The organism is Neptuniibacter sp. SY11_33 (assembly GCF_047778025.1).
Taxonomy (GTDB): domain Bacteria; phylum Pseudomonadota; class Gammaproteobacteria; order Pseudomonadales; family Balneatricaceae; genus Neptuniibacter.
The window spans coordinates 884,378-898,171 of the sequence record NZ_CP180543.1 but is presented as its reverse complement, the minus strand read 5'-3'; the positions used below and the strand labels follow the sequence as shown (position 1 = coordinate 898,171).

Here is a 13,794-nt window from a genome sequence, read left to right as displayed (position 1 = left end):
GGAGTGTTCGTTCCTGAAACCTGGATATATCTTGTTATATCACCCGCCACGTTGTGGCAGGTGCTCTACTCTGAGTGGTCAGTGGCTTGAGGCAAACCTATTACAGTTTGCACGCACCACCTTCACAACCCCCGTCATCTGCTTGGTCGGAAGCACCATCACGGGTGTTATGGTAATAAAGGGTTTTGACACCGTATTTGTATGCCGTTAGCAGGTCTTGAAGAAGCTGCTTCATCGGTACTTTGTCATTCGGGAACAACGCAGGGTCGTAGTTAGTATTTGCAGAGATAGACTGATCAACAAACTTCTGCATGATACCAACAAGCTGCAGGTAACCGGTGTTGTTTGGAATATCCCAAAGCAACTCATACTGATCGCGTAGTTCGGTGTAACCCGGAACAACTTGCTTCATGATGCCATCTTTACTCGCCTTAACAGATACGTAACCACGTGGTGGCTCGATACCGTTAGTCGAGTTAGTGATCTGTGAAGAAGTTTCACAAGGCATTAGCGCTGTTAGAGTACTGTTGCGTAGACCAAACTCTTTGATGTCTTCACGTAGTGTTTCCCAGAAGTAGTGCAGAGGTTCTTCACAGAAATCATCTACTTCACGCTTATAGGTGTCGATTGGTAGCAAACCTTTCGAGTAAACAGTCTCGTCAAACTTAGGACAAGCACCGCGCTCTTTAGCTAGTTCGTTAGAAGCTTTCAGTAGGTAGTACTGAACCGCTTCAAATGTTTTATGTACAAGGCCGTTTGCAGAACCATCGGAGTACTTAACGCCGTTCTTCGCTAGGTAGTATGCGAAGTTAGTCACACCAACACCTAGAGGACGACGGTTCATTGTCGATGTATGTGCTGCTGGGATTGGGTAATCCTGATAATCCAATAGGTTATCCAACGCACGAACGATCAGATCAGCCAGGTTATCTAGCTCATCTAGGTTCTCTAGGGCACCTAGGTTAAACGCAGACAGGGTACAAAGTGCGATCTCACCTTCTGGATCATTCACATGCTGCAACGGTTTAGTTGGCAGTGCGATTTCCAAGCAAAGGTTAGACTGCTTAACAGGTGCAACAGCCGGATCAAATGGGCTGTGCGTATTACAGTGGTCAACGTTCTGAATATAGATACGACCCGTCTGCGCACGCTCTGCCGCAAGGATACCGAACAGTTCAACCGCTTTGATTTTCTCTTTACGGATGTTTGGATCGTTCTCGTATTGAACGTATAGACGCTCAAACTCATCTTGATCAGCAAAGAAGGCTTCGTATAGACCTGGCACTTCGTGCGGGCTGAACAATGTAATGTCGCCGCCCTTGATCAAACGAGTGTACATTAGCTTGTTAATCTGTACGCCGTAATCAAGGTGACGTACACGGTTCTCTTCAACACCACGGTTGTTTTTAAGAACCAATAGAGATTCAACTTCTAAGTGCCAAATTGGGTAGAACAGTGTTGCTGCACCACCACGCACACCACCTTGAGAGCAAGATTTAACGGCTGTCTGGAAGTGCTTATAGAATGGGATACAACCTGTGTGGTACGCCTCACCATTACGGATTGGGCTACCGAGTGCACGAATACCACCGGCGTTGATACCGATACCTGCACGCTGGGATACGTATTTAACGATCGATGCAGATGTCGCATTAATAGAGTCTAGGCTATCACCTGTTTCAATCAGTACGCATGAGCTGAACTGACGGGTAGGTGTACGCACACCTGCCATGATTGGCGTAGGCAGAGATAGCTTAAATAGAGAAGTCGCATCGTAGAAACGCTTAACGTAGTCCAAACGCGTTTCTTTCGGGTAATCCGCGAACAGGCAAGCCGCCACTAGCATGTAAAGAATCTGTGGGCTTTCGTAAACTTCGCCAGTTACACGGTTCTGGACAAGGTATTTACCTTCCAGCTGTTTAACCGCAGAGTAAGAGAAGTTCATATCACGTTTGTGATCTAAGTAGTCGTTAAGAACGCCCCACTCTTCTTCTGTGTAGTCTGCGATTAGATGTTTGTCATAACGGCCCGCTTCTACCTGTGTTGCAACATGTTGATACAGGTGTGGTGGCTCGAACTGACCAAATGCACGCTTACGCAAATGGAAGATAGCCAAGCGAGCAGATAAGTATTGGTAATCAGGAGCATCTTCCGAAATAAGATCGGCAGCAGACTTGATGAGAGTCTCGTGAATATCGAAGGTTTTCATACCCTCGAAGAACTGTAAGTGAGCCTTAAGCTCAACTTCTGACGGTGATACTGCGTTTAATCCTTCAGCGGCCCAGATTACAACTTTGTGGATCTTTTCTAGATCTAGCTGTTCTTGCCGACCATCCCTTTTGGTAACCATCAGATCTTGCTGCATGCGACCTTCCAAATAACACTCAGATATATTTGTAATTATGATCCTGCTTCTAACCCTGAATTTGCCGTTAAAATCTGGCAAAAGCATGAAAAGTAACGCGATCATGCGGGCTGCAGGTTTTAGACTCTACTCTTTCAAGAGGCACAACATGTGGTGCTTCAAGTCATTCAAGACACTAAATATAGTGATATGAGAGTTGAATGCAACTCTTGATTTTGCATTTTTTAGAGTGTAGGCGAGCACCTAAAACTAGCGAAATCATTGATATGACGGGGCTTTCAGGGGAACTATTTTTTTTTACTGCAATACAACTTTTTTTTATTTTTTTGACCCATCACAAATCATCAAATTCCGTGCCAAATTTTGGTGCAAATTTAAAGTTTAATCCGCGCTTTCAGCTAGCAATATCCGAGTACCGTTCTAGGACAAATTCCTGTATGATTTGCAGCCAATTTTAAGCTTAAAGCAGAGGTAGCCTTAATGCGTTTAGCAGAAATGGAAGCAATTGCTCTGAACATTGGTCTTGCAGTATTTGCTGGTTTTATATTTTTTATCATTTACGATCTAGCAAAAAAATCCAAAGCCGGAAAATTTGGCACTGCCATTCTATTTTTTGCCTTAGGCTTGGGCTTAGCTGCCTTCTTGGTAAAAACCGTCGTTGTAGAGATGATGGGCGGAGCCGCCTAAGCACCCCTTATCTAGTTAGGTTTCGATTTTTTTAACGTTTTCTCGCTAATATGTTCTAGCAATCCAGAACTCGGATCTACAACATAAGCTTTACCGAAACCTACGACATAACGCCCCTGCTGCGGTTTTAATCTAAACAGATGAAAATCAGGCAGGGAACGCAACATCCCCACAACATTCCCAAACTTCCCTTCTAAATTATCCAGCATGTCCTGATAGGCTTCATCTTGATTATCAACCCGTTCAGATAAACAGCTATAGATTAGACGCTCACGCGCAAAGAGATTCTGCGACTGTTCTTCATCGGTAATAAACATCACTGAACATTCATTGTTAGCTAACAAGCTCTGGGTATGCGCTGCTAACTCACTTATGAAGATATAAAAGCTCCCATGCTGATCCTTTACATAGGGTGCATAGCTAATTTCAGGGAACCCTTCAGCACTGAGAGTCGACAGCAACAACGTCTTCTTACTTTGCTGCAATTGCTTGCAGGCATTATCTGGTGTTGCTTGGCCTTCTTTATGCTCTGACATAAGGTCCCCTCGTATTCACTCCAAAGTCGTACAGTTTCTAACCATTTATTTCTTCAGACTGGAAAACACCAGCCGATAACTAAAATACAACAGTTATGCGAATCATAGCTATACTGGCAGTACTGGTAAGGTGATTAACATGGGCGATTCGAAAGTGCTTATACGTCATCCCGATGAGTTCCCAATCGAACTCAAGCTCCAAGAGACCGATTCGGTTTCTACACTCCCCTCTTCACTCCAACTTATCTGTCACTCACCTACGCCATTCCATTTGGGTGAGAATATTCAAATCAAAATTCCTAGCATTGCTGAAAATCTAGAGGTTTATGGCGTCATTCAAAGCTGTGACGACACACCTCAGGGTTATGAATTGGGCATTACTTTTAACAACTCGGACGCGCTAATACGTATTCGTATGTTAGAGCAGCTTTGTTATATACAACGCTATCGGAGCCATGTGCTGAATGAAGAGGGACGAGAGCTCTCAGATCAAGATGCAGCGCTAGAGTGGATTGGAAAATACGCGCATTTTTTTCCAACAACAAATTAAAAGCCTCTCTGTTAAGAAGCCGTTATAATGCATCTTTCTGACTTTTATGGATGACTACAAAGATGCAACAGAAGAGCGTACAAGTCGCAGATTTTGAAATTGCCAACGACAAACCGATGGTGCTATTTGGCGGCATGAACGTATTGGAATCCCGTGATTTAGCCATGGAGATTGCCGAACACTATGTCACTGTGACTGAAAAGCTAGGCATCCCTTACGTTTTTAAGGCGTCCTTTGATAAGGCGAACCGCTCTTCCCTAACCTCTTTCCGTGGTCCAGGCTTAGATGAGGGTCTTAAGATCCTTCAAGAGATCAAAGACACATTCAAAGTGCCTTTGATTACTGATATCCACGAACCATTCCAAGCAGCACCTGCTGCCGAAGTCTGCGATATCATCCAGCTTCCAGCTTTTCTGTCACGCCAGACTGATCTGGTCGAAGCGATGGCTAAAACTGATGCAGTTATCAACATTAAGAAAGCACAGTTCCTAGCACCGCAAGAGATGAAACACATCCTGCACAAGTGTGAAGAAGCCGGTAATGATCGTTTGATCTTATGTGAACGTGGTTCTTGTTACGGCTATAACAACTTGATCGTTGATATGCTGGGCTTCTCTATCATGAAAGAGTTTGGCTACCCAGTCATGTTCGATGCTACCCACGCTCTACAAATGCCGGGGGGCCGTGCCGATTCAGCCGGTGGTCGCCGCGCGCTTGCCGCTCAGCTTTCTCGCGCAGGCTTATCTCAGGGCATTGCCGGTCTATTCCTAGAAGCTCACCCTGATCCAGAAAAAGCGAAATGCGATGGCCCTTGTGCGCTACCACTAAGCACGCTTGAAGCCTATCTAACTCAGATGAAAGCCGTAGATGATCTAGTTAAAAACTTTCCCCCTCTAGATACTTCTATCTGAGCATAAATTGCCAAAACCAAGGAGGCTTGAAGTTTTTCAAAGCTTCCTTGGCGTTATAAATCAAAGTGTTCCACAAAAAAGTCGCAAAATAGTGCTAACCAAGAAGGCTGGCCTTGTCTATGATATGCACATAGATAAGGAACAGGATCAGTCTTTATGAGCGACTCGGCAGAAACCATTTATGATGCTTTACAGGAAGGAGCTCTCCTTGGCCCTGAGCATCATCGCTTTAAACTTATCAAACACAACAGCCCCCATCCGTTTGGACAACTCTGGCAAGCGGAAGATGTAGGTGTTGCCGGCAACCCTTTAGTCACTCTGTTGATCCTAAATCCAAACTTCCTTAAACAAAATAGTTTTGCCGAAAATATCAAAAAACATGCAGCGCTCAGCAAGCAACTGCAAAACAAGCATATAGCCGAATGCTACGGTTTCTTCAGTCATAAAGGTGGGCTGCTTTTCCTTTCCTACGAAAAGCTAGATGGTCTAACCCTAGCCAGCCTGATTAAGAAAGGTAATTCGCTTCAACCTAATCAACAGTTAGGCCTGATCAGACAAGTCGCTTATGCCATCGATATGGGCTTTCAAAAGTTACGAAAGCCACATACCTGTTTAGATAGCGAAACAATCTTTATCAATCGCAAGGGCGGAGTAAAACTTACACTATTTGCTGTGCGTGAATGCTATGAAGCGATCGCAGCTTTTAGCAAAGAGCCTTTCCATTATCAGCAATACCAATCTCCTGAAGCTTTCCATCCGGGTCAGCTGAGCCGTAAAACTGACGTATATTCTTACGCCTGCATTTTGTATGAGTTATTTACCGGCAAGCCAGCTTTTAAAAGTACTGAAGGAGAAGCAGATAGAGTTCGAAAACAACTAGATCAGCCCTCAGGTTTAGATGATGAACAGTGGGAAGTTTTGCAAAAGGCGCTTTCAACCGATTTAGAAGAGCGACCACCGAACTGTACCGAGCTAGTTAAAGCCCTTTTCCCTCCGCAAAAAGAGGAAGACGCCGCGCCTGCTGAATCTGAAAACTCAGAAGAAACTGCAGCGACAGCCAACGCACCGGCAAGCGATGATTCAGAGAGCGAAGAACTTACATCAGAAGAGAGCAAGCCCTCTTTAAAAGATAAACTTAAAGGCGCCTTAAAACTGCCTAAGATGCCTAAAACAGCCCTTTATACTATTGCCGGATCAGTGTTATTTATCAGCGGCTACCTGCTTGGTTGGTTTATCTCTGACTTTATGAACTTCAAAGAGAAGGACTTTCAGGCTCTGCAAATTAAGAAGCAACAAGAAGCCTTGCAGCAAATGTACGATTCTTTGCAAGCTCAACAAGAACTTCACAATAAACAGAAAAAAGAGCTTCGCTCACTTAAAACAAGTAAAGCTATTCTAGAAAATGACTTAGAAGAGGCGATGAAAAAGCTCAACAATCAAGAACCGGATGAGCCAGGGCAACAGCTGTTTAAGGATCAAATATCCGATACGCTTTATGGTCCAGATATGGTGGTGTTACCTTCAGGTGACTTCCGCATGGGTGATCAAACCGGTATTGGCGACGACAATGAAAAACCGGTGCATGTTGTCAGCATAAAAAAACCTTTCGCTCTTTCTCGCTTTGAAGTGACCTTTGCCGAATACGATGCCTTTGCCAAAGCTACCCGAAGGCCTCTACCTGATGATGGTGGTTGGGGGCGAGGTAACCGACCTGTGATCAACGTCACTTGGCGCGATGCTGTTGCTTACAGCGAATGGCTCGGAGGTGAAACAGGTCAACCTTATCGCCTCCCAACCGAAGCAGAGTGGGAATATGCCGCTAGAGCAGGCAGTTTAACCACTTATTGGTGGGGGGATGAGCTGAAAGAAAATATGGCTGCTTGTGCAGGCTGTGGTAGCCAATGGGATGGTCAACAAACTGCTCCTGTAGGTAGTTTCCCTGCCAATGAATGGGGACTTCATGACATGACCGGTAACGTTGATGAGTGGGTAGCAGATTGTTATCTCGAAAACTATTCCTCTGCTCCAATAGATGGTTCAGCTTACGAAGAGCGCGCTTGTAAAAATCGAGTGATGCGCGGCGGTTCTTGGTTCGAGATCGATCGTTTAATTAGACCAGCAAGTCGCTATCGCCATCCTATAGATTCTAAACGCAATAGCTGGGGCTTCCGTGTTGCTTTAGATCTAGACTAGAACGAGCTTCAGGCTTAACTGCTCAGCCTCAGTTAAGCCTGACGTTGCCTTAATGGACTAAAGATTCAGGGACAATATTGATATGAACAAACGCCAATCATACCTTTGCTTGCTTGTAGCAGGCCTCTTGCCATTAACTGCTCAAGCGGCAGACGCTCTTCAAATCAGTTCAGAGCAACGTAAGTCACTTAATCTAACGCTGTATAACCAGAACTTGGGTTTAGTCAGAGAAACACGCCAACTGCCACCACTACGTACAGATCAAAAAATCACACTGGAAGATGTCAGTGAACAACTTCAAGTTGAAAGCTTGCGTATTGATAATGCCGGAAAGATTTTAGAACAAAACTTAAATACTAATCTGCTGAACCAGCGCAATTTGCTGAAACATTATGTAGGTAAGCAACTACAACTAGCGCGCTTAAACCCTGTTTCTGGCCAAGAAGTTATCAGTCAGGTGGAGTTGCTAAATATGGACGGTAACCGCGCTCTGATTAAGCGCAACAACCGTTTTGAAAGTATTCCGCTTAATAATCAGTGGCGATTCATTTTCCCTAGCCTACCGCCACAGCTATTGAGCAAACCAAGCGTAAACTTCCGCACCGCTGGCACATCGAAGTCACAACTCTCTCGCATCAGTTATCTAACGGGTGGTTTAAATTGGGGTATGGACTACGTTTTAACCCTAAATGAAGCGGGTAACAAAGCATCCCTAGACGGACTTGCAAGTTTAACTAACAATACCGGCGCGGATTACAAAGACACACAAATCTCTCTCGTTGCTGGTAGCCTAAACAACCCTGGCAGCAACCGCCATGCAGAGATGCTTCAAGCCGATTTTGCAGTCGGAGCTATGGCTCGTTCAGCGCCTAAAACCATGGCACAAGAGAGCCTAGGAGACTTCCACCTATTCGACCTCCCTCGCAAGGTAGACCTGCTAAATGGACAAGTAAAACAGGTATCTTTCCTGACAGCCAAAGAGATTCCTGTAGCGCGTAGCTACAATTACGAATTCCTTATCTACCCAACCTTGGAACGTAATCAGCATCGAGTAAAACCTCAGCTGACGTTAACTTTTAAAAACGACAAAGAGAGCAATCTAGGTACGCCATTACCTGCAGGCAAAGTGCGCACGTTTACCCCTGATAGCAAAGGCTCACTGCAATTTGCGGGTGGCGGTAATATTGGACATACAGGTGAAAACGATGAGGTTAAAATCCAGCAAGGCAAAGCCTTCGATGTATCTATCCACCGTAAGCAAACCCATTTCAGCAAGACCTTTAACGGCTTTATGGTTGCACAAGAACTAAAAATCAGTAACAGCCGAACCACCGCCGCAAAATTAGAAATGACTGGTAATTTCCCGCTACAATGGGCAATGAAAGAGAGTAGCCACCCATTTGAAAAAGTGATGGGCGGCAGTGCGCGCTGGAAATTGGAAGTACCTCCCCAAGGCGAAGTAACTCTAAAATTTAAAGTTCAAATGGAAAAACGATAACACTTTGCCCGATTCATTTTGTGAAGGCTGCGGTCTAGCAATTACCTATTGCTGCTGCAGCCAAATTACACCTCAAGGTAGCCAATTAGAGTTAGCATTGCTGCTACACGAAAATGAGCCGCCGCGTCCGACAACCACCAGCAAGATTATCCAAAAGGTTTTGCCTGATAGCTCAACCTATATCTGGCAACGTACCGACCCGCCACAAGACTTGATCGATCGTATTCAAGCTAAGAATACCGATACTTGGCTACTATTCCCTGCTGACCGCCCTGAGTTAGTTGATCGAAGCAAGAGATTCACAGGGACTGAAACAGATAGAACAACCCTAATAATTATTCCAGACGGTACATGGAAAGAAGTGCGTAAGATCGTTCGCAAAAGCCCGTGGCTATCAGACTTACCATTACTGGCGTTTGATCCAGAAACACCCAGTCGTTATGACCTACGCCGTAATCCAGATAAAGACCATCTCTGCACTGCTGAAACAATCACTGAGCTACTAAAGCTCAATGGAGAACTCAGTGCAGCGGATGAGTTAGATCGAACCTTTGAGATCTTTATGGCTCAATACAAACGTTCTAAACAAAACTAGCCAACCGATATTTAAGGAGAGCTTCGATGGCAATCACCGGTGAATGCTTTTGTGGCGAAGTGACATACCGTGTTGATGGCACGTTAAAAGACGGCCGATCCTGTCATTGTTCTCGCTGCCGCAAGTTATTTAACGCCCAAGCCTCTGCAGTTGCTTTTGTTGAACCAGAACAGTTTAAGTGGACCAGCGGAGAATCGCTCTTAACCTCATACACTAACCAACAAGGTTACGGCGTAAAATTCTGCAAGAAGTGCGGATCAACCTTGTGTACCGTACACAATGATCAGGTGTTGCAGGTTACTTTAGGTTGCGTAAATGGCAACCCTGAGATCGAGATTGGCCAACACATATATGTAGGCTCAAAAGCGCGCTGGGAAGTTATGCCTGAGGGTATTTCTCAGTTTGAGGCTGCCCCATCAAAATAGATAAATAACATCGTAGTTAATACTGAGATTTCCAAAGCAGTTATAACTTTGATAGGTTAAGCAAAACCTCTACAAAGGCGTTATCCCAAATGGATTTAAAGGATAAACAGTCAACCAACAAACGGTCTCCCTACCCAATTCTGGTCATAGGAGGCTACGGTAACTTTGGTAAGAAAATCACTGAAACATTGGCGAAGGAAGCCAATATCCAAGTGATTATTGCAGGTCGCAATGAAGGAAAAGCGGAGGCTTTAGCCAAGCAGTTATCCACGACCTCCATAAACCCGATTAAAACCTTAGCACTCGACATCAACTCTGCTGATCTCACAGATCAGTTGAGCAATAGCACGGCTAAGTTAGCTATCCACACTTCAGGCCCATTTCAATCACAAGGGTATGATGTTGCTCAAGCCTGTATCGATGCTGGTATTCATTATATCGATCTTGCTGATGGACGATTATTTGTTGAAGGCTTTGAAAGCCTAAATAATCAAGCACAACAGCAATCCGTCATTGCGATCACAGGCGCAAGCAGTGTCCCCGGTTTATCATCAGCAGTGATTGAGCATTACAGATCGCGCTTTAAATCCTTACAAGAACTCAACTACGGCATCGCCCCAGGAAATCAGACTGAACGTGGAGAAGCGACGGTTAAAGCCATTCTTAGTTACAGCGGTTTGAACTTCAAACGCTGGCAAGACAGCCGATGGCAAGACGTACGAGGCTGGCAAAACACACATAGACATAAATTCCCTTATCCCATCGGCAGCCGCTGGTTGGCTAACTGCGATATCCCTGATCTCGCTCTTTTTCAGCAACGCTATCCAGAGTTTCAGTCGATCCGCTTTTATGCCGGTTTAGAACTGAGTTTTTTACATTTAGGCTTATGGAGCCTTTCCTATCTCACTCGCTTAAAGTTTATTAAAAACCTTGCGCGTTATTCACGTCCTATAACCATAATGAGCACTTGGGTACAACAGCTAGGATCTGATGTGGGCGGCATGTATATGGAACTCAGAGGGATAAACCACAAAAATAAACCTCAACGTATTATCTGGAATCTAATCGCCGAAAGTGGTGATGGGCCATACATTCCAACTATCGCCTCAATAATTCTGGCGAAGAAAATAGCTAAAAGTCAGTTGTCAGAAACTGGCGCATACGCCTGTGTAGGTTTATTTACACTTGAAGAGTTCACTAAGGAAGTTGAAAACTGGGATATTCACCAGCAGGTTTTAGAAAATGATTGAGCAAAGCCCAACAGAGCAACAACTCCCTCCTTGTATAGAGAAGGATGACAAGGTCATTCTATTTGATGGCGTTTGTAAACTCTGTAATGGCTGGGCAAATTTTATTATCAGTCATGATAAAGCTCGCCAATTCAAACTCTGCTCTGTGCAATCAGAGCAGGGGCAGGCCATTCTAGAACATTTTGGATATCCCCGTTCATTCTACGAAACTATGCTCTATGTCGAAGGCGAACAATGTTTTGAAAAGAGCGACGCCTTCTTAAATATCGTAGTTCTGCTTGGTTACCCTTGGAAAGCGCTTAACCTATTTAGAATACTACCCACCGTTCTGCGTAACTGGTTGTACGATCGAATTGCTCTGAATCGTTACAAACTCTTTGGTAAGTATGATTACTGCCGCCTTCCCTCTCCCGACTATCAAGGTAGATTTCTGGATGACCACTAATTTGATTTGTCGCTTAACCTTGGGCGTACTGTTTATCTATCACGGTTTAGTACCCAAAATAATTTGGTTAAGCGAAATAGAAAAGCAATTAGTTGAAGCGGGAGGCTTTGCTAGAGAGGACGCAACATTTCTATCCCCCGCAGCGGGTTTCGCTGAGGTTTTTCTAGGCTTGATGATTATCTTTTTAAGAAAGTACCTATTCCCAGTATATCTGGCAGCTTTCTCTTTGATTGGTTTACTGGGTTTTGTTGCAGCAGTGAGACCTGACCTACTCATCGAAGCATTCAACCCCGTTTCAACAAACCTGATGGGGCTGGTATTTTGCTATCTGATTATCCGTAGCCATTCAGAACAATCCCGCTAAAGTTGAGACTGCTTAGCCTGCCACTGCTTTGCTAGCTCTTGATTAGGCTCTTGATCTAGTTCTCCATCGGCGTAGATATCGACCAAGCGACGAACAGCAAGCTGATGCGCCTGCTCAGCGGCTTGTGTGTAAAACTTTAACGCCTTAGTCGGGTCAGGCTGAAAATAATGTTCAAAGCCCTCCTCAAAGATTTTGCCCATTTGATACTGCGCTTTAGCATCGCCCTTTTCTGCCGCCTGCTGTAAATAGATCCCCCCTTGAATGCGGTTTTGTACACCATCACCCCTAAAGTGCAGCAAATGGCCATAGACTGATAGCGCTTTTTTATGGCCGTTATCTGCGGAAAAACGGAACAGTTTCATCACAAAATTATGCTTTTTCTCTGAGCGCTGTTTAATAGAAGAGCGGAATAATGCATAAGCGATAGTAAAGATAAGAGGGGCTAACAGACGATTAAATGTGCGCATCACATGATCCAAGATGACGGTTGAGAGTGCACAAAATCATAGCATCAACAGCCGCTAAGATCGTAATTATCGCCAATCATAGAAAAAGCCTTGATCAGCGCAGCAATTCTGGGATACAACTTCTAAACTAAATTTCGCGTATTAAGCGGCGACTTATTATTCTCTTTAGATATATCGCCTAATAAAAAGGATTAAACAGGGTAGCAGAATGAAGATTTACGAAGATAACTCTCTCACTATTGGTAACACTCCGCTCGTTCACCTTAAGCGTTTTGCTCCAGGCCTGAATATTTTCGGAAAGATCGAATCTCGCAACCCAGCTGGCTCCGTAAAATGTCGTATCGGTGCAAACATGATCTGGTCTGCTGAAAAAAGCGGTGCCCTAAAACCGGGTATGACCATGGTTGAGCCGACTAGTGGTAACACAGGTATTGCGCTAGCTTTCGTAGCGGCATCTCGTGGCTACGACATTGTCTTCACTATGCCTTCTTCTATGAGCCTTGAGCGCCGTAAGATTATGAAAGCACTGGGCGCTGAGATTGTTCTGACGGAACCAGCTAAAGGCATGAAAGGTGCGATTGATAAAGCACAAGAGATCGTGGATGCGAATCCAGGTACTCACATGATGTTGCAACAATTTGAAAACCCGGCTAACCCTGAGATCCACGAAAAGACAACTGGTCCAGAGATCTGGAACGACACAGACGGCCAAGTAGATATCCTAGTCGCAGGTGTAGGTACAGGTGGTACGATCACTGGTACTTCACGTTACATCAAAAACACTCAAGGCAAAGCGATCACATCCGTTGCGGTTGAACCTGTTTCTTCACCAGTTATTACACAGACGATTAATGGTGAAGAAGTTAAACCGTCTCCGCATAAGATTCAGGGTATTGGCGCTGGCTTCGTACCGAAAAACTTGGACCTAGAACTGGTTGATCAGGTTGAGCAAGTAAGCAACGAAGATGCAATTGAAACAGCGCGCCTGCTAATGGAAAAAGAAGGCATCATGGCAGGTATCTCTTGTGGTGCTGCGCTATGTGCTGCACTGCGTGTTGCACAACAGCCTGAGAACAAAGATAAGAATATCGTTGTTATCCTTCCAGATTCTGGCGAACGTTACCTATCTTCAGCATTATTTGAAGGCATGTTCACAGACAACGAGATGGTGCAGTAAGTCGCCTACCTGTTCGACAGAACACAAACGAAAAAGCCAGCATCATAGCTGGCTTTTTTATTAACTGATTTACAGATCAATTTAATATTTCACGGATCTTTTCAGGAGAAGGAAATTCATCTAAGTGTTCGGCCTGTATTTTTCGATCACTTGTTTTAATTACATTGAACCAAGACGCCTTTCTTTGCTTACCTTGATAGCATCCATCAATTTCGTAATTCTCCCCATCAACGGTGACAACCGCAATTGCTCGAGTTCTTACAGTAGGCTGCATGGTATCGACTCTTTTTATAAGCATACCTTTAAGCCTAGCCCAAGCTCAGCCAACCTG

Annotated in this window: 15 protein-coding genes; 11 read left to right on the top strand and 4 right to left on the bottom strand. The window is 44.6% G+C overall.

Annotation, left to right across the window (positions count from 1 at the left end; all coding sequences use genetic code 11):
• Positions 1-100 precede the first annotated feature (100 nt).
• On the bottom strand, positions 101-2,365 hold the full coding sequence (gene nrdA, locus ACMXYV_RS03985; RefSeq protein ID WP_415890480.1) for a class 1a ribonucleoside-diphosphate reductase subunit alpha: 2,265 nt from the start codon (positions 2,363-2,365) through the stop codon (positions 101-103).
• A 480-nt stretch (positions 2,366-2,845) separates the two neighbouring features.
• Between nrdA and ACMXYV_RS03980 the strand changes: the two genes are divergently transcribed.
• On the top strand, positions 2,846-3,052 hold the full coding sequence (locus ACMXYV_RS03980) for a DUF2788 domain-containing protein (protein WP_415890479.1): 207 nt from the start codon (positions 2,846-2,848) through the stop codon (positions 3,050-3,052).
• 11 nt (positions 3,053-3,063) lie between these two features.
• Here ACMXYV_RS03980 and ACMXYV_RS03975 read toward each other — a convergent pair whose 3' ends face one another.
• Complete coding sequence (locus tag ACMXYV_RS03975; protein WP_415890478.1) at positions 3,064-3,588, bottom strand: HugZ family protein; 525 nt, start codon at positions 3,586-3,588, stop codon at positions 3,064-3,066.
• Positions 3,589-3,727: 139 nt separating this feature from the next.
• Between ACMXYV_RS03975 and ACMXYV_RS03970 the strand changes: the two genes are divergently transcribed.
• The 9 genes from ACMXYV_RS03970 (at position 3,728) to ACMXYV_RS03930 (ending at position 11,819) form a co-directional block, all read left to right on the top strand.
• The gene (locus ACMXYV_RS03970) at positions 3,728-4,138 is read left to right on the top strand and encodes a hypothetical protein (RefSeq protein ID WP_415890477.1); all 411 of its coding nucleotides are present in this window, start codon (positions 3,728-3,730) and stop codon (positions 4,136-4,138) included.
• A gap of 62 nt (positions 4,139-4,200) precedes the next feature.
• Positions 4,201-5,049 (top strand): 3-deoxy-8-phosphooctulonate synthase, encoded by an 849-nt coding sequence (gene kdsA, locus ACMXYV_RS03965; RefSeq protein ID WP_415890476.1) that lies wholly within the window; start codon positions 4,201-4,203, stop codon positions 5,047-5,049.
• A 156-nt stretch (positions 5,050-5,205) separates the two neighbouring features.
• Positions 5,206-7,242: an SUMF1/EgtB/PvdO family nonheme iron enzyme gene (locus ACMXYV_RS03960; protein ID WP_415890475.1), complete on the top strand. Its 2,037-nt coding sequence runs from the start codon at positions 5,206-5,208 to the stop codon at positions 7,240-7,242.
• An 82-nt stretch (positions 7,243-7,324) separates the two neighbouring features.
• Complete coding sequence (locus ACMXYV_RS03955; RefSeq protein ID WP_415890474.1) at positions 7,325-8,740, top strand: DUF4139 domain-containing protein; 1,416 nt, start codon at positions 7,325-7,327, stop codon at positions 8,738-8,740.
• A 4-nt stretch (positions 8,741-8,744) separates the two neighbouring features.
• Positions 8,745-9,335, top strand: a complete 591-nt coding sequence (locus ACMXYV_RS03950; protein ID WP_415890473.1) for a tRNA-uridine aminocarboxypropyltransferase — start codon at positions 8,745-8,747, stop codon at positions 9,333-9,335.
• A 26-nt stretch (positions 9,336-9,361) separates the two neighbouring features.
• Positions 9,362-9,760: a GFA family protein gene (locus tag ACMXYV_RS03945; RefSeq protein ID WP_415890472.1), complete on the top strand. Its 399-nt coding sequence runs from the start codon at positions 9,362-9,364 to the stop codon at positions 9,758-9,760.
• Between the two features lie 89 nt (positions 9,761-9,849).
• A complete protein-coding gene (locus ACMXYV_RS03940) occupies positions 9,850-11,010 on the top strand; it encodes a saccharopine dehydrogenase NADP-binding domain-containing protein (protein ID WP_415890471.1) in 1,161 nt (386 codons plus the stop codon).
• Positions 11,003-11,455 carry a thiol-disulfide oxidoreductase DCC family protein gene (locus ACMXYV_RS03935; RefSeq protein WP_415890470.1) on the top strand — a complete coding sequence of 151 codons (453 nt, stop codon included), beginning with the start codon at positions 11,003-11,005 and terminating at the stop codon, positions 11,453-11,455. The genes ACMXYV_RS03940 and ACMXYV_RS03935 overlap by 8 nt, the downstream gene beginning before the upstream one ends.
• Entirely contained in the window at positions 11,445-11,819 is a 375-nt protein-coding gene (locus tag ACMXYV_RS03930; RefSeq protein WP_415890469.1) for a DoxX-like family protein, read from the top strand. Before ACMXYV_RS03935 ends, ACMXYV_RS03930 begins: the two co-directional genes overlap by 11 nt.
• Here ACMXYV_RS03930 and ACMXYV_RS03925 read toward each other — a convergent pair.
• Complete coding sequence (locus ACMXYV_RS03925; protein ID WP_415890468.1) at positions 11,816-12,286, bottom strand: tetratricopeptide repeat protein; 471 nt, start codon at positions 12,284-12,286, stop codon at positions 11,816-11,818. The genes ACMXYV_RS03930 and ACMXYV_RS03925 overlap by 4 nt on opposite strands.
• A gap of 208 nt (positions 12,287-12,494) precedes the next feature.
• On the opposite strand from ACMXYV_RS03925, the gene cysK reads away from it, so the two are divergent.
• Complete coding sequence (cysK, locus tag ACMXYV_RS03920; protein WP_415890467.1) at positions 12,495-13,463, top strand: cysteine synthase A; 969 nt, start codon at positions 12,495-12,497, stop codon at positions 13,461-13,463.
• Between the two features lie 76 nt (positions 13,464-13,539).
• Here the strand turns inward: cysK and ACMXYV_RS03915 are convergent, their stop codons facing one another.
• Positions 13,540-13,761, bottom strand: a complete 222-nt coding sequence (locus ACMXYV_RS03915; RefSeq protein ID WP_415890466.1) for a hypothetical protein — start codon at positions 13,759-13,761, stop codon at positions 13,540-13,542.
• Positions 13,762-13,794 lie beyond the last annotated feature (33 nt).